The organism is Alsobacter metallidurans (genome assembly GCF_014636935.1).
Classification (GTDB): Bacteria; Pseudomonadota; Alphaproteobacteria; order Rhizobiales; family Beijerinckiaceae; genus Alsobacter; species Alsobacter metallidurans.
The window spans coordinates 1,104,191-1,124,070 of record NZ_BMES01000001.1 but is presented as its reverse complement, the minus strand read 5'-3'; the positions used below and the strand labels follow the sequence as shown (position 1 = coordinate 1,124,070).

Genomic DNA, 19,880 nt, shown 5'->3' with positions numbered 1-19,880 from the left:
TCCTTAGCGGCCGAGGGACTGGGACACGGCGGCGTCGACCTCGTCGGTCGACGGCGTGCGGCCCACGAGCTGCTGCACGATCGCCGCGGTGGCGTCGGCCGCGATGCCGCGGACATTCTGCATGGCGGCCGTCTTGCCGGCCACGATCTGGGCCTCGGCGGCCTCGAGCTTGGCGTGCAGGTCAGCCTCCAGCGCCTTGCGGCGGGCGTCGGTCTCGGCCTGGAGCTTGTCGCGGGTTTCGCCCGCGATGGCCTGCGCGTTGGCGCGGGCGTCGGCGAGGGCCTTCTCGTAGGACGCGATGGCGTCGTCGGTCTGGCTCTTGAGCTTGGCGGCGGTTTCGAGATCGCCCGTGATCTTGCCGTTGCGCTCGTCGAGAATACGGGCGACGCGCGGCAGCGCGACCTTGGACATCAGGAGGTAGAGCGCGCCGAAAGCCAGCGCGAGCCAGATCAGCTGCGAGCCGAAGGTGCTGCTGTCGAACGGGGGAAACGCCCCGCCGGCCGCGTGGGCTCCGCCATGCGCCTCGGTTGTTGCCTGCGTCGTCGTCGCCATGACCTCACCTTGAAAACGGGGGCGCCCTGTCAGGGAGCGCCCGGGGCGGGATGAACCGCTCCGGGCGCGCTGAGGGCGACCGACCTTGAGCATTCGCCGCGCGATGGCGGCCCGCCGGCCTCAGCCGGCGCAATGCCTTGTGTCGATCAGACGGCGAACAGGAGGAGCAGCGCGATCAGCAGCGAGAAGATGCCGAGCGCTTCCGTCAGCGCGAAGCCGAGGAGCAGGGTGCCGCGCTGGCCGTCGGCGGCCGACGGGTTGCGCAGAGCGCCCGAGAGGAACTGGCCGAACAGGTTGCCGAGGCCGATGCCAGCGCCCGCCATGCCGAGGCAGGCCAGACCAGCGCCAATGTACTTCGCAGCGACGGGATCCATGGAAAACTCCTATGAGGTCGGATCGGTAGGGAGGGATTGTCCCGGTCGGGAGATCAGTGACCGGGGTGGAGGGCGTCGTTGAGGTAGATCGAGGTCAACGTGGCGAACACGTAGGCCTGGAGCACCGCAACAAGAACTTCGAGAGCCGTGAGCGCGACCGTCAGGGCGAGCGGGAGCGGCGAGATGATGCCCCACGCGCCGGCGGCCAGCAGCGAGCCGATGAAGCCCGCGAAGATCTTCAGCGCGATGTGGCCGGCCAGCATGTTGGCGAAGAGACGCACCGACAGGCTGATGGGGCGGGAGATGAACGAGATGATCTCGATCGGCACCAGGATGGCGAGCATGACCGGCGGCACGCCGCCGGGCACGAATAGGCCAAAGAAGTGCGTGCCGTGCTTCATCACGCCGTAGACGACGACCACGCCGATCACCAGCAGCGCCAGAGCGGCCGTGATGATGATGTGGCTGGTGACCGTGAAGCTGTACGGGATGAGGCCCGCGAGGTTCAGGATCAGCACGAACATGAACAGCGAGAAGACGAAGGGGAAGAAGCGCATCCCCTCGTTGCCGGCGGAACTTCGAACCGTGTTGGCGACGAACTCGTAGGAGAGCTCCACCATCGACTGCAGGCGGCCCGGCACGAGGCCGCGGCCCGCCGTGCCGGCCAGCATGAACAGCGTGATCACACCCACCGCCACCAGCATGAACAGCGAGGACTGGGTGAACACGATCTCCTGGTTGCCGAGATGGCCCAGGGTGGCGATGTTCTTCAACTGGAACTGATGGATCGGATCGGCCATGGCCGGTCTGGCCCTCTCTCGCTTTTGCGGACCGGAATGGTCCGCGCCTGTTGGCCGCCGGGGCGGCCTTCGAAACTATTGTGGCGGCCGGAGGAAACCGGACGCCCGCATCACGTTCCAGACGCCGGCGCCGAAGCCCAGCATCATGCCGACGATCAACCCCCAAGGCTTGGAGCCCGTGAAGCTGTCCACCGCCCAGCCGAGACCACACCCTGCGATGATGCCGGCCACGAACTCCGTCGACAAACGGAAGGCCTTGCCCATCGCGGAGGGATCACCCCCGCTCGTCTGGCTCGCGCGCCGCTGCTCCTGCCCGGTGTCCCGGACTTCGTCAAGGCGCTTTCCCAGACGCTGAAGCCTGGCTTGGAGATCGACGTCCTCTGAGGCGCGGGACTTGTCCCCGTTCCCGTTCGGCGTTCCGTCATTCTGCATGGCGAAGCCGCGCTCCCGGGCACGGAGCGCCTCCCTGGCGCCCCCCTGAAAGTCGCGCGCACCATAGTTTCCGCCCCCGCAGGTGTCAAGAATGCGGCATACAGGCCTATGTCTCTGTTTTTGTTATGCTATTCGTCATTTCGACGAAGGGATGGGGTCGTTTGTCCAATGCGGTTGCGAGGAGGTTGCGGGTTGGGCGATGGGCGGACCGGAAAACCGGCGCCCGATCTCTCTCCCCGGCATCGGGGCCATCCTCCCCGTCATTGCGAGCCGGAGGCGAAGCAATCCAGTCTGAAGGCCCGGCATTAGCTGGATTGCTTCGCTGCGCTCGCAATGACGGGAGGGTGTTCAGTCGAGTGCGCCAAATCCTATACCGCCTCGGCCACCAGCTTCTCGGCGAGGCCCAGGTCCACCGACACGAGCTGGCTGACGCCGCGCTCGGCCATGGTGACGCCGAAGAGGCGGTCCATGCGGGCCATCGTGATGGGGTTGTGGGTGATGACCAGGAAGCGCGTCTCGGTGCTTTTCGCCATGTCGCGCAGGAGGTCGCAGTAGCGCTCGACGTTGCTGTCGTCGAGCGGCGCGTCCACCTCGTCGAGCACGCAGATGGGCGACGGGTTGGTGAGGAACACCGCGAAGATCAGCGCGATGGCGGTGAGCGCCTGTTCGCCGCCGGAGAGCAGCGTCATGGTCTGCGGCTTCTTGCCCGGCGGGCGGGCGACGATTTCGAGGCCGGCTTCCAGCGGGTCGTCCGATTCGATGAGTTCGAGCTGCGCGGTGCCGCCGCCGAAGAGGCTGGTGAACAGCCGTTCGAAATGCCCCTGCACCACCGCGAAAGCCGCCAGCAGGCGCTCGCGGCCCTCGCGGTTGAGGCTCTGGATCGCGGTGCGGAGGCGCTTGATGGCCTCCGTGAGGTCGTCGCGCTCGCCGGTGAGCGAATCGCGCTGCGTCTCGATGGCGGTGAGTTCGTCCTCGGCGCGGAGGTTCACGGCGCCCAGGCGCTCGCGGTCGCCGCGCAGCGATTCGAGGCGGCGCTCCACCGAGGGCGCGTCCGGCAACTCGGCGCCGGGCGCGACGCCGCTCAGCTCCGGCAGGCGGTCCGGCGTGGCGTCGAGCCGCTCCGCGACGGCGCGCACCAGCTCGGAAAAGCGCTCGCGGGCGGCTTCGAGCCGCGATTCGGAGCGGACCTTTTCCTCGCGCGCGGCCGCCAGGGCTGCCAAGGCCTCCTGGGCGACCCGGTCGGCGACGGCCTGCGCCTGAGCGGCTTCGGCCAGCCGGTCGCCGGCCGCCTTGCGGGCGGCGTCGGCCTCGGCGATCTGGCCCAGGATCTGGCGCCGCTTGTCCATGAAGAGCTCGGGCGCGTCGCGCAGCTGCTCGCGCTCCTCCTCGATCTCGGAGCGGCGACGCTCGACTTCCTCCATCTGGCCCACGGCGCGGCTGCGGCGCTCGGTCCAGGCTTGGCGCTCGGCCACGATCGCGTCGCGGCGGCGGGCGCGCAGCTCCACCTCGCGCTGCATGGTCTGCACGAGGATGCGGGCCTCGTTGGCGGCCTGCCGGTCCTGGGCGGCGCGGGCCTTGGCTTTCTCCAGCCCGGCCTCCAGCTCGGCCGCGCCCGGCATGTCGGCGAGCTGCTGCGCGAGGTGATCGCGGCGGGCGGCGGCCTCCTCGCTCTCGGCCGAGAGGCGGCTATGCGCCTCCGCGAGCGCCGAGCGCTTCGCCGCCACCTCGCCACGGCGGCGCTGCACGGCCGCGAGGCGCTCGCGCACGGCGTCGAGGCCGCGACGCATCATCTGCACGGTCTCGAAACCCATGGTCTCGTCCTGCGCGGCGGCGCGGACGGCGGCTTCGGCGCGCTCGCCCTCGTGGCGCAGCGCTTCGGCGGCCTCGCGCGCGGCCTCGGCCTCGCCCTTCAGGTCGGCCAGGCGGGCGCGCTCGGCAAGGCGGCGCGCGGCCGGCGTCGGCGCGTCCGCGGCCGTCGTGAAGCCGTCCCAGCGCCAGAGGTCGCCCTCGCGGCTGACCAGGCGCTGGCCCGGACGCAAGGCCGCCCGCAGGCGCGCGCCATCCTGGCGCGCCACGACGCCGATCTGCCGCAAGCGCCGGGCCAGCGCGGCGGGCGCCTGGACATGGTCGGACAAGGGCGAGCACCCGGCCGGAAGCGCAGGGTCGCTCTCCCCGGCTCCGGTTTCGGCCCAATGCGTCGGCGCGGCGGCGTCGATGGCGGCGTCGAGATCGTCGCCAAGCGCCGCGCCCAGCGCGGTTTCGAAGCCGCGCTCGGCCGTGAGCCTGTCCAGCGCGCGCGGCCATTGCTTGCCGGCGCCGGCGGCCAGCATCTTTTCCAAGGTCCGAGCCTCGGTTTCGAGCCGCTGCGCTGTGCGGTCAGCGTCCTGGGCCGGGCCGCGCAGCCGGTCGCGGGCGTCGCGGGCCGCGGCGTGGGCCTCTCGGGCGGCCTGCGCGGTGTCCTCCGCTTCGGCGGCTGATTCGGCCACCTGCTCCATCTCGGCTTCCAGCGCCTCGAGCCCAACGTCGCCGCCCAGGCTGGCGTCGAGCGCCGCAAGGTCGCGGCCGACGCGTTCGGCCTCGCGCGACACGCGGGCCACGCGCTCCTCGGCTTCCCGAATGGCGCGCTCGGCGGCGCTCCGGCGGGCGTTGCGGTCCGCCAGCGCCGACTGGGCGGCAGCGAGCGCGGCTTCGGAATCGAACAGCACGTCCTCGAGTTCGGCCAGACGCTCGCGCGCTTCGGCCTGCCGCTCGGCGGCGTCGCCATAGTCGTCGTCGAGCCCTTCTTCCTCGGCGGCGAGGCGCTCCAGCGCGGCGGCGGCGTCATCCAGCAGCGCGCGCTCGCGCTCGGTGTCGCGGACGAGTTCAAAGGCGCGGCGCTCCAGCTCGGCCGCGCGTTCGCCGGCGCGCTTTTCCTCGGCGTCGAGGCTGTCGCGGGCCAGCACGAGCCTTTGCAGCGCGGCGGAGGCCGCCGCCTCGGCGTCGCGCAGCGCCGGCACCGCGTGGGCGGCGACGGCCTGGTCGCGGGCGGCCTGGCCTTGGGCGGCGGTGCGCTCGGCGACGAGGCGCAAGTCCTCGCCGACCTTGCCTTCGGCCGCCGCGACCGCGTCGCGGGCTTCGCGCCAACCGATATAAAGAAGCAGCGCCTCGGAGCGGCGGATGTCGGCCGCCAGCGTGCGGTAGCGCGTCGCCTGCCGGGCCTGCCGCTTCAGGCTCTCCACCTGCGCGTCGATCTGGCCGAGCACGTCCTCCAGCCGCAGCAGGTTCTCCTCGGCCGAGCGCAACCGCATCTCGGCCTCGTGCCGGCGCGAATGCAGCCCGGCGATGCCGGCGGCGTCTTCGAGAATGCGGCGGCGGGCCTGCGGCTTGGCGGCGATGATCTCGCCGATCTGCCCCTGCCGCACCATGGCGGGGGAGCGCGCGCCCGTGGCGGCGTCGGCGAACAGGAGCTGGACGTCGCGGGCGCGAACCTCGCGGCCATTGATGCGGTAGGTGGAGCCCGCCTCGCGCTCGATGCGGCGAGACACGTCCAGCGCCTCGGCGTCGTTGAACATGGCCGGCGCGGTGCGCTCGGAGTTGTCGACCAGAAGCGCGACTTCGGCGGTGTTGCGGCTCGGCCGGTTGCCCGAGCCCGAGAAGATGACGTCGTCCATGCCGGACGCGCGCAGGCTCTTGAACGAGCTTTCGCCCATCACCCAGCGCAGCGCCTCGACGAGATTGGACTTGCCGCAGCCGTTCGGCCCCACCACGCCGGTGAGGCCGGGCTCGATCAGGAAGTCGGTCGGCTCAACAAAGGTTTTGAAGCCGACGAGGCGCAGGCGCGTGAGCTTCATGCCGTGCGCCTGCGATCAGACGCGCAGGCGCGGGCCGGGGGCCACCCAGGCCCCAGCCGCTCAGCCCCCGACGAGCGGGGTGAGGATCTTGTCCAGTTCCTCAATCGATAGCGCCCCGCGCTGCACCTGCCCGTTGATGAAGAAGGTGGGGGTGGAGTTGACCCCCATCTTCTCGGCCCCGCGATCCTTGACCCAGTTCACGGCGTCATAGATCTGCTGGTTCTTCAAGCAGGATTCAAATTTTTCCTGTGTGAAACCGGCCTGTTTCATGAGCTTGGAGAGAGCGTCAACCGGCTTGTCCGTGAAGGCCCAGTCGCGCTGCTTGGAGAACAGGAGATCCGTGACGGGGTAGTATTTGTCGTTGCCGTCGCAGCGCGCCAGCATGAAGCCGGCGGTGGCGAGCGGGTCCAGCGGGAACTCGCGCAGCGAGAAGCGCACCTTGCCGCTGTCGATGTATTTCGACTTCAGCGTCGGCCAGGTTTTCTCGTGGAAGGCGGCGCAGTGCGAGCAGGTCATCGAGGCGTATTCGATGATCGAGACCTTGGCGTCCTCCTTGCCGAGCCAGACGTCGCCGAGCGGGCCTGCGACCGCCAGGTCCGCCGCCGTGGTGGATTGCGCCAGAGCGCTGCGCGGGAAAGCCGGCAGTGCGGCCATGAGTCCGGCGACGGCGAGGCCCTGGACGACGGTGCGGCGGCTGATGATCACGAAATTCTCCTTGATCGGAAAAGCGGCCGGCTTTCCCGGCCGGCGCGCGTTCGGCTGGACTGTGAAACGACGGCGCCATTGTGGCAAGACGAGCGTGCGTGAATGTGGATCACGAGAATGCGTTCGAGTAAGCGCGCCTGCGGTTCGTGGCGAGGCCGAAGGCCCACCCTCCCTTCGAGGGGGTGGCGCTTCGCGCCCTAGCCCACATCGGCCCCTCACCCGTCCTTGCGCGCCATGATGCCGGCGCCGAGCCGCACCAGGGCGTCGCGCAGGCCGTCGTCCTGCACTTCGCCGACGCGCGCGCGGGCGGTTTCGACCATGCGGGCGTCGGGCAGCGGCACGACTTTTTTTGGCGCGCGGTCGCGCCCGACGGGACCTTGCCGAAAGGTGAGCCGGCCGACGCAGCGCCAGCCATATCGGGTGTTGACGCGCTCCACGATCAGGGGCGCGAGATGCTGCAGCTCCAGCGCGAAGGCGCTCTCGACGCGCACCACCAGCACGGCGGGTTCGGACGGCTCGTCCGGGCCCATGCCCTTGGGGCGGCGCGGCCACTGGATCTTCACGGGCTCGCAATAAGGCGCCAGCCGGTCGCCGACGATCTCCGGCCAGGCGACCACGACGTCCGAGGCCGCGAAACCCTGGGCGGCCAGCGCCGGGGCGATGCAGTCGTCCACGAGCTCGGCGAGCGCGCGCGTGCTTTTGCGGAAGGGCGGTCTGGGGGCCAAGGCAGCGACGATCCGTTCGATTGCGCCGGCGGCGTGGGCGCGGCTACACAGGGCCGGCATGGTAACCGCTCCCCTCTCCCCGGCAAAGCCGCGCGCCAACGCGCCGCGGCCCGACCCCGCCGCGCTGCTCGCCTGGTATGACCGCCACCGCCGCGCCCTGCCCTGGCGTGCGCTGCCGGGCCAGGCGGCCGATCCCTACCGGGTGTGGCTGTCGGAGATCATGCTGCAGCAGACCACCGTGAGGGCCGTGAAGCCCTATTTCGAGCGCTTTCTGGCGCTGTTTCCCACTGTGGATTTGCTCGCGGCCGCGCCCGCCGAGGACGTCATGAAAGCCTGGGCGGGGCTCGGCTATTACTCGCGGGCGCGGAACCTCCATGCCTGCGCGCAGGCGGTGGCGGCGGAGCATGGCGGGCGGTTTCCGGCGAGCGAGGTCGGGCTGCGGGCGTTGCCGGGGATCGGCGCCTACACGGCGGCCGCGATCGCCTCCATCGCGTTCGACCAGCGCGCCATCGTGGTGGACGGCAACGTGGAGCGTGTGGTGACGCGGCTGTTCACGGTCGAGCAGGCGCTGCCCAAGGCCAAGCCGCTGATCCGCGACCTCGCAGACGGGCTGACGCCCGATGCGCGGCCGGGCGATTTCGCCCAGGCGATGATGGATCTCGGCGCCACCATCTGCACGCCCAAGAGCCCAGCCTGCGGGCTCTGCCCCTGGCGCGAGCCCTGCCAGGCCCGCATCGAAGGGACGCAGGAGAGCTATCCGCGCAAGGAGAAGAAGAGCGGCGGAGCCCTGCGGTTCGGCGCGGCTTTCGTGGCCGTGCGGGATGACGACACGGTGTTGCTGCGGACGCGCCCGCCCAAGGGCCTGCTTGGCGGCATGACGGAGCCGCCCGGCACGGCGTGGAGCACGGATTTCGATCCGGACGAGGCGCTTGGCCTTGCTCCGCTGAAGGCCGACTGGCGACGCTGCATCGGCGTGGTGGACCACACCTTCACGCATTTTCCGCTGCGGCTGACGGTGTTCCGGGCCGACGTGCCGGCCGAGACGCCCGCCCCGGAGGGCTGCCGCTGGATGCCGATCGCGACGCTGGACGGCGAAGCCCTGCCCACCGTGATGCGCAAGGCCGTGGCGCTGGGATTGGGCGGGTAGCTCCGCGCTCCGTTGAGCGCTCGATAGAGGGCCGCAGGCCCACCCTCCCCTCGAGGGGGAGGGTCGCCGCGAAGCGGCGGGGTGGGGTGACGGCTGGCGAAGAGCGGAGTGATCGGGCAGCTTTGATATGCAGCGCCCTGCCCCGGCTTCACCCCGCCGGCCTCCGGCCGTCGACCCTCCCCCTCAAGGGGAGGGTGCGGCTGCGGCGTCATTTTCTAGGTTGGGGCTGGCTCAGGCCGCCGGCATTGTGGCGCGAAGCGTCTTGCGCAGAGCGTCGATGGGCTCGAGGCCCGCTTTCGAGGCCGTGTGCCAGAAAGTCCAGCCGTTGCAGGCCGGGAGGCCCTGCGCGAGCGCGCCCATCTTGTGGATGGAGCCGATGAGCTTGCCCATCGCGAGGGAGCCGTCGGCCCGGACAACCGCCTCGAAGCGGCGACGCTCGTCGCACAGCACCGCGCCGGGGGCGAGCAGGCCCGCCTCCACCACGGACATGAAGGGGATGCGCGGCTCCGAGCGCTTCTCGGGCGGGGCCAGCAGCGCGTCGGCCGGCAGCGGCTCCACGGCGGCGATGCGGGCCAGCGCGGCGTCCGCATAGGCGCGCTCGCGCTCCACGCCGATGAAGCTGCGGCCGAAGCGACGCGCCACCGCGCCGGTGGTGCCGGAGCCGAAGAAGGGATCGAGCACGACGTCGCCGGGGTTGGAGCTCGACATCATGATGCGGGCGAGCAGCGCCTCGGGCTTTTGCGTCGGGTGCAGCTTCTTGCCATCGCCGTCCTTCAGCCGCTCGCCACCGGTGCACAGCGGCAGGTACCAGTCGGAGCGGACCTGCAGGTCCTCGTTGCCGGCCTTGAGGGCGTCGTAGTGGAAGGTGTAGCCCTTGGCGTCCGGGCCCTTGGTGGCCCAGATCATGGTCTCGTGCGCGTTGGTGAACCGCCTGCCCCGAAAGTTTGGCATGGGGTTGGCCTTGCGCCACACGACGTCGTTCAGGATCCAGAAGCCGAGGTCCTGCAGGATCGCGCCGACGCGGAAGATGTTGTGGTAGGAGCCGATGACCCACAGCGTGGCGTTCGGCTTCATCACGCGCCGGCAGGAGAGCAGCCAGGCGCGGGTGAAATGATCATAGGCCTCGAAGCTGGCGAACTTGTCCCAGTCGTCGTCGACCGCATCCACCAGCGACTGGTCGGGGCGGGTGAGCGCGCCTTCGAGCTGCAGATTGTATGGGGGATCGGCGAAAACCAGGTCAACGCTGGCGTCCGGCAATTTGGCGAGCTCGGCGACGCAGTCGCCGACCATAACCGTGTCTAACGGGAGAGCATTCTCTCCCACCCGAGGTGGCGACGACGGACGCCCGGTACGCGAGACCAGTTTCCGGGATCCGACGTCGACTGCCTCGGTACGCTGGGCACCCATGACGCAGCACCATTTACGCAACCGAACAGATGCGAAGATGCGGGCGCCAAGGTAAAAGCGAAGTTTCCAACTTGAAAAAAATTCGTCTCGAATAAGAACAACGCTAGGCAATTCCTGCCTATTCTAAGGTTTATTCTTCATTAACGGCTGCCCCTCCGAGGGGCGAGAATGTGAAGCGGTGAAAGGGACACGGTCCCACGGCAGCCAATGCGGCGCGGTGCGCGGGCGTTCCATAGCCTGCATGCTTCTCGAAGCCGTAGTCCGGATAGGCTGCTCCCAATCGACTCATCAGCCGGTCGCGCGTGACCTTGGCGACGATAGAGGCCGCCGCGATGGAGCAGACCAGCATGTCGCCCTTGATCACCGCCTGGCCCGGGCCTTCCCAGCGCGGCAGGTCGCGGCCGTCCACCAGGATGTAGTCGGGCCGGGCCGCGAGGCCGGAGAGCGAGCGGCGCATCGCCTCCAGCGTCGCCTTGCGGATGTCGGTAGCGTCGATGGCGGCGGCCGACATGGAGCACACGGCTACGTCCGCGGTGGCGAGGATCTCCTCGAAGAGCTCCTCGCGCCGCGCGGCCGCCAGGAGTTTGGAGTCGGCGAGGCCTTTGGGGATGCGGCGCGGGTTGAGCACCACGGCGCTTGCCACAACCGGACCGGCGAGCGGACCGCGGCCGGCCTCGTCGACGCCCGCCACGATGGCGTAGCCGTCGCGCATCAGGGCGCGCTCGCGCTTGAAGTCCGGCGTGGTCTGGGGCGCGGGGGGAGCGGCGGCGATTCGCGACATCGCGCCATCCTCGCCGGATCGCGCCGGCGGGCAAGAGCCGGAGCGCCGCAGTCCCCGTTTTCCTCCGCCTAGGCGGCGTCGCCGGCGGAGCCGGGCAGCACGATCCGGCCGGATGCATCCAGCGGCCAATGCGGATTATGGGCGATTTCCCAGACATGGCCGTCCGGGTCCGCCACATAGCCGACATAGCCGCCCCAATGGGTCTCGTGGCCGGCTTTCAGCAGAGTTCCGCCGGCGGCCGTCGCCTCGGCGAGCACGCGGTCCACGGCCTCGCGGCTGCGCTGGTTCTGCGCCAGCGTAAAGGTCGGGGCCACGCCGGGCTGCGGCGGGGCTGCCGGCTGTAGCCCCAGATCCGCCGCCAGCGCGTCGCGCCCATAAAGCGACAGCACCAGGCCGTCGAGGTCGAAGAACGACACCTCGGCCTGGCTGGCGAAGGACAGCGGCCAGCCCAGGGCCGCATAGAAAGCGGTTGACCGGGCGACGTCGGCGACCGCGAGGGTGATCAGGCTGACGCGGGGCGGTACGGGCATGGGGCGGTCCTTTATGTCGGCAAGGGCAGCGCAGCACTTGAACTGGCGCCTTCACCCCGCCGGAAAAAGGGCGCGCCGGCTCATGGCTGGATAAGGACGAGTGGCTCCGGTTCAAACCTTTCGCGTCGCCGCCTCAAAACAGCGTCAGTTGCTCCCCGGCCCGCTTTGGCGGGGAGAACAGGTCGGTGCGCAGCTTGAGCCGGCGCTTGTTGAAGCCGAGGCGTTCGGCCGCGATCTCGAAGCGGCGGCCGATCATCCACGCGTAGGGACCGTCGCCGGTCATGCGCTCGCCCCACTGGGCGTCGTAGTCCTTGCCGCCGCGCGTGGAGCGGATCAGCGAGAGGACGTGCCGCAGCTTGGCCGGGTGGTGCTCCAGCAGCCACTCGCGGAAGAGGTCGCGCACCTCCAACGGCAAGCGCAGCATCACGTAGCCAGCCTCGCGCGCGCCTGCCGCGTAGCAGGCCTCCAGAATGCTTTCGATCTCGGGATCGTTCAGCGACGGGATGATCGGGGCCACCATCACGGAAGCCGGGATGCCCGCTTCGGCGAGCTGCCGGATCGCGTCGATGCGCTTCGTGGGCGTCGAGGCGCGCGGCTCCATGGTGCGGGCGAGCTTGGGATCGAGCGTGGTCACCGACAGCGCCACCTTGGCGAGACCCTTCTCGGCCATCGGACCGAGAATGTCGATGTCGCGCGTCACCAGCGCCGACTTGGTGACGATGCCGACCGGATGGTTGGCGCGCGCCAGCACCTCCAGCACGGAGCGCATCACCCGCCGCTCGCGCTCGATCGGCTGGTAGGGGTCCGTGTTGGTGCCGATCGCGATCGTGCGCGGGTTGTAGCCCACGGCCGAGAGTTCGCGCGCCAGAAGCTCGGGCACGCCCTCCTTCACGAAGAGCTTGGTTTCGAAGTCCAGCCCCGGCGACAGGCCCATATAGGCGTGGGTCGGTCGGGCGAAGCAGTAGACGCAGCCGTGTTCGCAGCCCCGGTAGGGGTTGATCGCCCGATCGAACGAGATGTCGGGCGACTCGTTGCGGGTGATCACCGTCTTGGCCTTTTCGAGCGTGATCTCGGTCTTGAAGGCCGGCAACTCGTCGGTGCTGTTCCAGCCGTCGTCCTCCACCACACGCTCGATCGGCTCGAAGCGACCGGAGCGGTTGGTGACGGCGCCGCGGCCGCGGCGGCGGGCGGCGTCCACCGGGTCGGGGTCGCGCCGGCCGTCGCCGATCTGGTAGTTCAAAGGCCTGGGCTCGGGGCGGAGCTTCAGCATGGGGCGATTCCATCCGTGAACATATGAGGAACAGACACCCGAACGGCGCTTCGCGCAAGATGTTCCTTTTCTGTTCCGCTCACTTTGCAGCTCCCGCATGCAATTTGGGCGTTTCTGCCTCGTTTTGCCACTTCCGGGCAGTCGAGCCCGCCGCCCCGCCGTGGTATGGGGGCCCATGCTCAGCGTGATCATCCCGGTGCTCGACGACGAACCGGCTCTTCTCGACACCGTGGCGGCTCTGGTGCCGGCGGCGGCCGAGGGCGTGGTGCGCGACATGTGGCTCGTGGCGCCGCGCCTGGAGGGCTACCCCGCCGTTGTGGCGGACGCGGCCGGCTGCGGCATCGTGGAAGCAGGGGGCAGCCGGGGCGCGATGCTGGCCGCCGCCGCCGCGAGGGCGCGCTCGGCGTGGACGCTGACGCTGGAGCCCGGCCTGGTGCCGGCCGGCGGGTGGATGCAGGAAGCTGCCGATTTCGTGGCCAGTGCGGATGGCGAGCGCGAAGCGGCCGTGTTCTCTCTCACCCCGCGGGGCGGGCATGGGCGGCTCGCGGCCGGCATGACGAACTGGCGCGCGAGCCTGTTCGGGCGCGGACGCCCGGCGCAGGGGCTCATCGTCGCGACTGCCCGCTTGGCGGCCGGCAACACGCCACCCCGGGCAGTGCGGCTGGCGAGCCCGATCATCGACAGGCGAAGCCGGGGGTAGGCTGCCGCCGGAGCTTCAACCCACGCTGCGTCATGGCCGGGCTTGTCCCGGCCATCCAAGCCGGGACGCAGCGCGTGGATCCCCGGGTCGAGCCCGGGGATGACGGTGGAGGGAGGGCTGCTCGCGGAGAGTTGGGCGGATTGACCCAACGGGTAAGCCCTTTAGAGGCGCTGCGTCTGGAACGTGTTGCAGGTGCGCAGGTCGCCGCTCTTCAGGCCGGTCATCAGCCAACGGACGCGCTGCTCGGAGGAGCCGTGCGTGAAACTGTCGGGCACCGCATAGCCCTGCCCCTGCTTCTGCAGCCGGTCGTCGCCGATGGCCGTGGCGGCGTTGACGGCTTGCCGGACGTCGTTCTCGTCGATGTTGCGGCGCTTCTCGTTCATCTTGGCGGCCCAGACGCCAGCGAGGCAGTCGGCCATCAGCTCGACGCGCACCGAGAGGTTGTTGGCCTGGGCCTTGTCGCCGGAGCGGCGCTGCGCCTCCTGCACCTTCGGAAGGATGCCGAGCAGGTTCTCGACGTGGTGGCCGACCTCGTGCGCGATCACGTACGCGTAGGCGAAGTCGCCGCCGCCGCCGAAGCGGCGCTGCATGTCCTGGAAGAAGGACGTGTCGAGATAAACCTTCTGGTCCAGCGGGCAATAAAACGGCCCCATGGCGGACTGAGCCGAGCCGCAGGCCGACTGCGTGGCGCGGGAGAACAGCACGAGGCGCGGCGCCCGGTATTCGCGGTTCGCCTGCGCGGGCATGAGCTGCGACCAGACGTCCTCGGTCTCGCCCAGGATCTTGGCGACGAAGCGGCCGGAATCGTCCGTCGGCTGGCTGGTGGGGGCGGAGCGCGATTCCTGTGTGGGCGCGCGGCCGCCCGTCACCATCTCGGCGCCGCCGATGAGGATGCGCGGGTCGATGCCGAGCGCCCAGCCGGCGAGGCTGAGCACCACGATCGCGCCGATGCCGAGCCGGCCGCCGCCCAGGCCGAAGCCGCTTCCTCCGCCGCCGCCAAAGCCGCCGCCATCGCCGCGGCGATCCTCGACGTTCTCGGAAGTGCGCAGATCATCCCAACGCATGGCGTTTCCCCTCAGGGCGCGGCGAGCCCGTTCCGCGCAGTCTCAGGCACAAATGGCGTGAGCGGGGTGTTGGTTGCAAGAGGTACATGGGATTGAGGGGGAGCCGCTGCCGCGGTGGGCCCCCTCTCCCCGAAGCGGGGAGAGGGTTGGGGTGAGGGTGGGCCAGCCGCTCCCCTCATCCGGCGCTGCGCGCCACCTTCTCCCCGTGCCGGGGAGAAGGTTGGGCCAGCCGCCCCCCTACTCCGCCGCGTCGCGCACCGGCTCGGGCGGAGTCCAGCGCAGGATGGGCTGGCGGGCGGCGCGGGTTTCGTCCAGGCGCTTGCGGGGCGCGTGGTAGGGCGCGCCCGTGAAGCGTTCTGCGTCGCCGCGCTTGGCCGCCATCGCGAGGTCGCGCAGGGCCGCGATGAAGAGGTCGAGCGAGGCCTTCGATTCGGACTCGGTCGGCTCGATCAGCATCGCGCCGTGCACCACCAGCGGGAAGTACACGGTCATCGGGTGGTAGCCTTCGTCGATCATCGCCTTGGCGAAGTCGAGCGTGGAGACGCCCGTGTCCTTGAGCCAGGAATCGTCGAACAGCGCCTCGTGCATGCAGGGTCGGTCGCCGAAGGGCTGGGACAGGAGGTCGGCCAGGCAGGCGCGCACGTAGTTGGCGTTCAGCACCGCGTCCTCGGAGGCCTGCTTCATGCCGTCCGCCCCATGCGAGAGCATGTAAGACAGGGCGCGCACGAACATGCCCATCTGGCCATGAAAGGCCGTGAGCCGACCGAAAGGCTGGGCGCCCTGCCCGGCCGCGTCTGCTTCGCTCTCCACCAGCCTGAAGCCATCGGCGGTCCGCACCACGAACGGCACGGGTGCGAAGGCGGCGAGCCGGTCGGACAGAACCACCGGGCCGGAGCCCGGGCCGCCGCCGCCGTGGGGCGTCGAAAAGGTCTTGTGCAGGTTGATGTGCATGGCGTCGACGCCGAGGTCGCCCGGCCGGGCCTTGCCGACGATGGCGTTGAAGTTGGCTCCGTCGCAGTAGAAGTAGGCCCCGGCCGCGTGGACGATCTCGGCGATCTCGACGACGTCCGGCTCAAACAGCCCGCAGGTGTTGGGGTTGGTGAGCATGATCGCGGCCGTGTCCGGCCCCGCCAGCGCGCGCACGGATTCGGGGTCCACGGTGCCGTCGGCGCGCACCGGGACGGGCTTCACGGTAAAGCCGATCAGCGCGGCCGTGGCCGGGTTGGTGCCGTGGGCGCTGTCGGGCACCAGCACGGTGCGGCGCGTCCCCGCCTCGCCCTTGTGGGCGATCGCGGCCTTGATGGCCATCATGCCGCAGAGCTCGCCATGGGCGCCGGCCTTGGGCGACAGCGCCACGGCCGGCATGCCGGTGAGCTCCAGCAGCCAGGCGGCCAGGGTGTCCATCAGCTCCAGCGCGCCCTGCACGGTGGAGACGGGCTGCAGCGGATGCACGTCGCCGAAGCCCGGCAGGCGAGCCATGCGCTCGTTCAGCCGCGGATTGTGCTTCATCGTGCAGGAGCCCAGCGGAAACACGCCGGTGTCGATGCCGTAGTTCTTTTGCGACAGCCGGACGTAGTGGCGCATGGCTTCCGGCTCGGAGAGACCCGGCAGGCCGATGCCGTCCCGGCGCTCCAGCCCGCCGAGGCGGGACGTGAAGGCAACGGGCTCGTCCACGTCCACGCCCGTGGCGTCGAGACGGCCAAACTCGAAGATCAGCGCCTCCTCCTGCTGGAGGGCGCGGTTGCCCGTGAAAGTGGGATGGACGACGGCGGAAGCAGCCTCGCCCGGCTGTGTGGCGCGTCCCTGGCGGTTCAGCATCACGCATGCTCCTTCAGGCCGGCGACGAGCGCGGCGCGGTCTTCGTCGGTGTTGATTTCCGTGGAGGCGACCAGCAGCAGGTCGTCGAGGCCCGCGCCCGGCAGCAGGCGCGACACCGGCACGCCGGCCATGATCCCGCGCGCCGCGAGAGCCTCCACGACGGCGGCGGCTGGCGTCTTCAAACGCAGCGTGAACTCGTTGAAGTAGCTTGCATTCAGCACTTCAACCTCAGGAAGCGATTCAAGAGCTTCATGCAGCTTCACCGCATTGACGTGGTTGAGGCGCGCGAGGCGGCTGAGGCCGGCCGAGCCGAGCAGCGACATGTGGATCGTCCAGGCGAGGCTGCAGAGGCCCGAATTGGTGCAGATATTCGACGTCGCCTTGTCGCGGCGGATGTGCTGCTCGCGGGTGGAGAGCGTGAGCACGAAGCCGCGGTTTCCGTCGGCGTCGACGGTCTGGCCGCAGAGGCGGCCGGGCATCTGGCGGACGTATTTCTGGCGGGTGGCGAACAGGCCCACATAAGGGCCGCCGAAGTTGAGGCCGTTGCCGATGCTCTGGCCCTCGCCCACCACGATGTCGGCCCCCATGTGGCCGGGCGGCGTCACCAGCCCAAGCGACAGCGCCTCGGTGAACACCGCCACCAGCAGCGCGCCCTCGGCGTGGCACTTCTCCGCGAGGGCGCTGAGGTCGCGCAGATTGCCGAACACGTCCGGCGTCTGCACCACCACGCAGGAGGTCTCGCGGTCGACCGCGGCCAGCAGGTCCTCGGTCGCAGAGACGTCGGGCGCCAGCGTGACGACCTCGTCCTCGGCCATGCGCGACAGGGTGCGCACCACCTCGGCGTAGTGCGGGTGCAGCCCGCCGGACAGCACGGCCTTGCGCCGGCGGGTGACGCGGTGGGCCATCAGCACGGCCTCGCCGCAGGCCGTGGAGCCGTCATACATGGACGCGTTGGCGACCTCCATGCCGGTCAGCGCCGCCACCTGGGTCTGGAATTCGAACAGGTATTGCAGCGTGCCCTGCGCGATCTCGGGCTGGTAGGGCGTGTAGCTCGTCAGGAATTCCGAGCGCTGGATCAGGTGGTCCACGGTGGCGGGAACGTGGTGCTTGTACGCGCCCGCGCCGACAAAGAACGGCGCGGCTGAGGCCGCCGTGTTGCGGGCCGCCATGCGGCCGAGCAGGCGCTCGACCTCCATCTCGGTCTTGCGCGTCGGCAGGTCGGCCAGACCGGCGCGGCGCTTGTCGGCCGGGATGTCGGCGAAGAGGTCGTCGATGGAGGCCACGCCGATGCGCGCCAGCATGTCGGCGCGCTCGATGTTGGAGAGGGGAAGGTAGCGCATGTGGGGTCCCGTCCGGCTCAGAGGGAGGCCACGAAGGCCTTGTAGGCGGCTTCGTCCATGAGGGCGTCGAGCTCGGCCGGGGCTGCGAGCCGCAGCTTCACGAACCAGCCCTTGCCGAGCGGGTCGTCGTTCACGGTGGCGGGCGTGCCCTCCAGCTCGGCGTTGACCTCCACGACCTCGCCGGCGACCGGGGCATAGACCTCGCTCGCCGCCTTGACGCTCTCCACCACTGCAGCCTCCGCGCCCTTGGCGAGGCTTTTGCCGACGGCCGGAAGCTCCACGAACACGACGTCGCCGAGCTGCTGCTGGGCGTAGTCGCTGATCCCCACCGTGCCGATGTCGCCCTCGACCCGGATGTACTCGTGGTCCTTGGTGAACTTGATGGTCATGCGCGGCTCCTGCGGGTGGCGGTTCGATTTGCGGTGGTTTCCGGGGGGAGAGTTCGGCGGGGCGACCCCTCATCCGGCCCTTCGGGCCACCTTCTCCCCGTGCCGGGGCGAAGGGAGAGGCGGCGCCGCGGCCGCGATGTGCCCCCTCCGCCTGGGATGGGGAGAGGGCTGGGGCGAGGGTGGAAACCCAAGCTCACGACGCGGCCTTGCGCACGTAGCGGTGCGGCACGAAGGGCAGCGCGACAACCTTGGCGGGGAGCGCCTGACCGCGAACCATCAGGGCCAGCGCGGTTCCGGGCGCGGCATGGGCAGGCGCGACATACCCCATTGCGATCGGGCCGCCAACCGTGGGGCCGAAGCCGCCCGACGTGACCTTGCCAACGCTTGCGCCCTCTGGCGTCACGATCTCGGCGCCCTCGCGGGCCGGGGCGCGGCCTTCCAGCAGGAGGCCGACGCGGATGCGGGACGGGCCCTCCGCCAGCTCGCGGCCGATGCGCTCGAACCCCGGGAAGCCGCCTTCCTGGCGCCGGCGTTTGCCCATGGACCAGACCAGCGCTGCTTCGACCGGCGAGGTGGATGGGTCGATGTCGTGGCCGTACAGGCAGAGCCCGGCCTCGAGCCGCAGCGAATCGCGGGCGCCGAGACCGATCGGCTTCACCAGCGGGTCGGCCAGCAGCGCGCCCGCGACGGCGTCGAGCTTCTTGGCCGCCACCGAGATCTCGTAGCCGTCCTCGCCCGTGTAGCCGGACCGGGAGACCTGCACCGGGATGCCGTCGAAGCTGGTCGAGATCGCGGTCATGAACGCCATCTCGGCGACGCCACGGGCGTGGCGGTCCAGCGCCTCGGCAGCCTTGGGGCCCTGCAGCGCCAGCAGCCCGCGACCGTCGGCGCGCAGCAGTCGGACGCCCGCGGGCAGATGCCGCTCCAGGTGCGCCCAGTCCTGCGCCTTGCCGGCGGCGTTGACGACCAGCATCAGCACGCCGTCCTCGTCCGGGTCGGCCGGGCGGGTGATCATGAAATCGTCGAGGATGCCGCCGTCCTCGGCGAGGAACTGCGAATAACGCTGCTGCCCGGGCTTGAGGCCCAGCACGTCGGCCGGGCACAGCGTCTCCAGGGCGCGGGCCGTTGTCTCGTGGTCGGGGCCGATCAGGAAGCCCTGGCCCATGTGCGACACGTCGAACAGCCCGGCACTTTCGCGCGTCCAGGCGTGCTCGGCCAGGATGCCGGTCGGGTATTGCACCGGCATCTCATAGCCGGCGAAGGGCACCATGCGGGCGCCGAGCGCACGGTGACGCGCATGCAGGGGGGTGACGGCGATCGGGGCTTCAGAGTCGGCGCTGGGCTCGGCCATTCGGGTCTCCCGGACAGGATTGCGCGGCCGGGCCCCAATGGCCCGGTTCGCGCCCCCTCTGTCCGAAGACCTGAGAGATTTCCCCCGGCCGCTATGAAAGGGCCGAGGTTACCCCCGTCGGTGGGCGTTTCGCTTGCGCGAACGCCGCTTTCCAGAGCGCCAGCTCTCCGCGGTCCATTGGGCCTGAGCGTTTCCGGGGCGGTTGCGCCTTCGGCGCCGGCCTGGACCGCGTGGGACCTGGCCGGACTCTTCCGCGGAGATCAGAAGCCTGTCTGTGGTAGGCGAGCCGCGGGGGTGAGTCAACGCGTCTGGTTGCGCTCAGGCCCCGGCTCGCGCTCAGCCGAAATCCACCTGTAACGACCCGGGCTCGACGTGGCGCACGTCCAACTGCAAATCCAGCGCGCTCAGCACGCAGAGGATCGTGGCGAGCGTTGGATTGCCCTCGCCAAGCTCCTTTTCGAGGGTGGCGGCGGGCACGCCGGCATTCGAAGCGATCTGCGCAATGCCCCGCGCCTCGGCGACGACCCGAAGCGCGGCCGCGATGTAGCCCGCCTGTCCCGACATGATCGCGGAGGAGACGAGCTCCACCTGAGCGGCAGAGTCGTCAAGGTATTCGGATGCGTCGAGGGGGAGTGTCACCAGCATGCTGCGTTCCGCCTGAAGGC

At 70.2% G+C, this 19,880-nt stretch carries 19 protein-coding genes and 2 riboswitches; of the genes, 2 read left to right on the top strand and 17 right to left on the bottom strand.

Annotation, left to right across the window (positions count from 1 at the left end; all coding sequences use genetic code 11):
• Window positions 1-3: 3 nt before the first annotated feature.
• From IEV99_RS04900 to IEV99_RS04870, 7 genes are all read right to left on the bottom strand, one after another.
• A complete protein-coding gene (locus IEV99_RS04900; protein ID WP_188516577.1) occupies window positions 4-552 on the bottom strand; it encodes a F0F1 ATP synthase subunit B in 549 nt (182 codons plus the stop codon).
• 146 nt (window positions 553-698) lie between these two features.
• Window positions 699-926, bottom strand: coding sequence for a F0F1 ATP synthase subunit C (locus IEV99_RS04895; RefSeq protein ID WP_091831801.1), 228 nt, complete (start codon window positions 924-926; stop codon window positions 699-701).
• 53 nt (window positions 927-979) lie between these two features.
• The gene (locus IEV99_RS04890) at window positions 980-1,726 is read right to left on the bottom strand and encodes a F0F1 ATP synthase subunit A (RefSeq protein ID WP_188516576.1); all 747 of its coding nucleotides are present in this window, start codon (window positions 1,724-1,726) and stop codon (window positions 980-982) included.
• Window positions 1,727-1,801: 75 nt separating this feature from the next.
• Entirely contained in the window at window positions 1,802-2,158 is a 357-nt protein-coding gene (locus IEV99_RS04885; protein WP_188516575.1) for an AtpZ/AtpI family protein, read from the bottom strand.
• A gap of 368 nt (window positions 2,159-2,526) precedes the next feature.
• Entirely contained in the window at window positions 2,527-5,988 is a 3,462-nt protein-coding gene (gene smc / locus IEV99_RS04880) for a chromosome segregation protein SMC (RefSeq protein ID WP_188516574.1), read from the bottom strand.
• A 60-nt stretch (window positions 5,989-6,048) separates the two neighbouring features.
• Complete coding sequence (locus tag IEV99_RS04875) at window positions 6,049-6,690, bottom strand: DsbA family protein (RefSeq protein WP_188517652.1); 642 nt, start codon at window positions 6,688-6,690, stop codon at window positions 6,049-6,051.
• 218 nt (window positions 6,691-6,908) lie between these two features.
• Window positions 6,909-7,478 (bottom strand): DUF721 domain-containing protein, encoded by a 570-nt coding sequence (locus tag IEV99_RS04870; RefSeq protein WP_188516573.1) that lies wholly within the window; start codon window positions 7,476-7,478, stop codon window positions 6,909-6,911.
• On the opposite strand from IEV99_RS04870, the gene mutY reads away from it, so the two are divergent.
• A complete protein-coding gene (gene mutY, locus IEV99_RS04865; protein ID WP_188516572.1) occupies window positions 7,477-8,565 on the top strand; it encodes an A/G-specific adenine glycosylase in 1,089 nt (362 codons plus the stop codon). The genes IEV99_RS04870 and mutY overlap by 2 nt on opposite strands.
• A gap of 231 nt (window positions 8,566-8,796) precedes the next feature.
• Here the strand turns inward: mutY and IEV99_RS04860 are convergent, their stop codons facing one another.
• The 4 genes from IEV99_RS04860 to IEV99_RS04845 all read right to left on the bottom strand — a co-directional run bounded on the left by IEV99_RS04860 (window position 8,797) and on the right by IEV99_RS04845 (window position 12,553).
• Entirely contained in the window at window positions 8,797-9,972 is a 1,176-nt protein-coding gene (locus IEV99_RS04860) for a site-specific DNA-methyltransferase (RefSeq protein WP_188516571.1), read from the bottom strand.
• Between the two features lie 130 nt (window positions 9,973-10,102).
• The gene (rnhB, locus tag IEV99_RS04855) at window positions 10,103-10,753 is read right to left on the bottom strand and encodes a ribonuclease HII (RefSeq protein WP_188516570.1); all 651 of its coding nucleotides are present in this window, start codon (window positions 10,751-10,753) and stop codon (window positions 10,103-10,105) included.
• Window positions 10,754-10,821: 68 nt separating this feature from the next.
• Entirely contained in the window at window positions 10,822-11,283 is a 462-nt protein-coding gene (locus IEV99_RS04850) for a VOC family protein (protein WP_188516569.1), read from the bottom strand.
• 133 nt (window positions 11,284-11,416) lie between these two features.
• A complete protein-coding gene (locus tag IEV99_RS04845) occupies window positions 11,417-12,553 on the bottom strand; it encodes a PA0069 family radical SAM protein (protein ID WP_188516568.1) in 1,137 nt (378 codons plus the stop codon).
• A 175-nt stretch (window positions 12,554-12,728) separates the two neighbouring features.
• Between IEV99_RS04845 and IEV99_RS04840 the strand changes: the two genes are divergently transcribed.
• Window positions 12,729-13,253 carry a glycosyltransferase gene (locus IEV99_RS04840; RefSeq protein WP_188516567.1) on the top strand — a complete coding sequence of 175 codons (525 nt, stop codon included), beginning with the start codon at window positions 12,729-12,731 and terminating at the stop codon, window positions 13,251-13,253.
• 161 nt (window positions 13,254-13,414) lie between these two features.
• Here IEV99_RS04840 and ypfJ read toward each other — a convergent pair whose 3' ends face one another.
• From ypfJ to IEV99_RS04810, 6 genes are all read right to left on the bottom strand, one after another.
• The gene (ypfJ, locus tag IEV99_RS04835) at window positions 13,415-14,317 is read right to left on the bottom strand and encodes a KPN_02809 family neutral zinc metallopeptidase (RefSeq protein ID WP_188516566.1); all 903 of its coding nucleotides are present in this window, start codon (window positions 14,315-14,317) and stop codon (window positions 13,415-13,417) included.
• A gap of 237 nt (window positions 14,318-14,554) precedes the next feature.
• On the bottom strand, window positions 14,555-16,135 hold the full coding sequence (gene gcvPB, locus IEV99_RS04830) for an aminomethyl-transferring glycine dehydrogenase subunit GcvPB (protein WP_188516565.1): 1,581 nt from the start codon (window positions 16,133-16,135) through the stop codon (window positions 14,555-14,557).
• Window positions 16,135-17,475, bottom strand: a complete 1,341-nt coding sequence (gene gcvPA, locus IEV99_RS04825) for an aminomethyl-transferring glycine dehydrogenase subunit GcvPA (RefSeq protein ID WP_188516564.1) — start codon at window positions 17,473-17,475, stop codon at window positions 16,135-16,137. The genes gcvPB and gcvPA overlap by 1 nt, the downstream gene beginning before the upstream one ends.
• 17 nt (window positions 17,476-17,492) lie before the next feature.
• Window positions 17,493-17,864, bottom strand: a complete 372-nt coding sequence (gcvH, locus tag IEV99_RS04820; protein ID WP_188516563.1) for a glycine cleavage system protein GcvH — start codon at window positions 17,862-17,864, stop codon at window positions 17,493-17,495.
• A 193-nt stretch (window positions 17,865-18,057) separates the two neighbouring features.
• A complete protein-coding gene (gene gcvT / locus IEV99_RS04815) occupies window positions 18,058-19,215 on the bottom strand; it encodes a glycine cleavage system aminomethyltransferase GcvT (RefSeq protein WP_188516562.1) in 1,158 nt (385 codons plus the stop codon).
• A gap of 56 nt (window positions 19,216-19,271) precedes the next feature.
• Window positions 19,272-19,372, bottom strand: a riboswitch (glycine riboswitch).
• A gap of 3 nt (window positions 19,373-19,375) precedes the next feature.
• Window positions 19,376-19,479, bottom strand: a riboswitch (glycine riboswitch).
• A gap of 72 nt (window positions 19,480-19,551) precedes the next feature.
• Window positions 19,552-19,860 (bottom strand): addiction module antidote protein, encoded by a 309-nt coding sequence (locus tag IEV99_RS04810; protein ID WP_188516561.1) that lies wholly within the window; start codon window positions 19,858-19,860, stop codon window positions 19,552-19,554.
• Window positions 19,861-19,880 lie beyond the last annotated feature (20 nt).

Coding starts and splice junctions, on each gene's coding strand:
- IEV99_RS04900 (WP_188516577.1), bottom strand. CDS start 552: ATGGCGACGACGACGCAGGCAACAACCGAGGCGCATGGCGGAGCCCAC.
- IEV99_RS04895 (WP_091831801.1), bottom strand. CDS start 926: ATGGATCCCGTCGCTGCGAAGTACATTGGCGCTGGTCTGGCCTGCCTC.
- IEV99_RS04890 (WP_188516576.1), bottom strand. CDS start 1,726: ATGGCCGATCCGATCCATCAGTTCCAGTTGAAGAACATCGCCACCCTG.
- IEV99_RS04885 (WP_188516575.1), bottom strand. CDS start 2,158: ATGCAGAATGACGGAACGCCGAACGGGAACGGGGACAAGTCCCGCGCC.
- smc (WP_188516574.1), bottom strand. CDS start 5,988: ATGAAGCTCACGCGCCTGCGCCTCGTCGGCTTCAAAACCTTTGTTGAG.
- mutY (WP_188516572.1), top strand. CDS start 7,477: ATGGTAACCGCTCCCCTCTCCCCGGCAAAGCCGCGCGCCAACGCGCCG.
- IEV99_RS04870 (WP_188516573.1), bottom strand. CDS start 7,478: ATGCCGGCCCTGTGTAGCCGCGCCCACGCCGCCGGCGCAATCGAACGG.
- IEV99_RS04860 (WP_188516571.1), bottom strand. CDS start 9,972: ATGGGTGCCCAGCGTACCGAGGCAGTCGACGTCGGATCCCGGAAACTG.
- rnhB (WP_188516570.1), bottom strand. CDS start 10,753: ATGTCGCGAATCGCCGCCGCTCCCCCCGCGCCCCAGACCACGCCGGAC.
- IEV99_RS04850 (WP_188516569.1), bottom strand. CDS start 11,283: ATGCCCGTACCGCCCCGCGTCAGCCTGATCACCCTCGCGGTCGCCGAC.
- IEV99_RS04845 (WP_188516568.1), bottom strand. CDS start 12,553: ATGCTGAAGCTCCGCCCCGAGCCCAGGCCTTTGAACTACCAGATCGGC.
- IEV99_RS04840 (WP_188516567.1), top strand. CDS start 12,729: ATGCTCAGCGTGATCATCCCGGTGCTCGACGACGAACCGGCTCTTCTC.
- ypfJ (WP_188516566.1), bottom strand. CDS start 14,317: ATGCGTTGGGATGATCTGCGCACTTCCGAGAACGTCGAGGATCGCCGC.
- gcvPB (WP_188516565.1), bottom strand. CDS start 16,135: ATGCTGAACCGCCAGGGACGCGCCACACAGCCGGGCGAGGCTGCTTCC.
- gcvPA (WP_188516564.1), bottom strand. CDS start 17,475: ATGCGCTACCTTCCCCTCTCCAACATCGAGCGCGCCGACATGCTGGCG.
- gcvH (WP_188516563.1), bottom strand. CDS start 17,864: ATGACCATCAAGTTCACCAAGGACCACGAGTACATCCGGGTCGAGGGC.
- gcvT (WP_188516562.1), bottom strand. CDS start 19,215: ATGGCCGAGCCCAGCGCCGACTCTGAAGCCCCGATCGCCGTCACCCCC.
- IEV99_RS04810 (WP_188516561.1), bottom strand. CDS start 19,860: ATGCTGGTGACACTCCCCCTCGACGCATCCGAATACCTTGACGACTCT.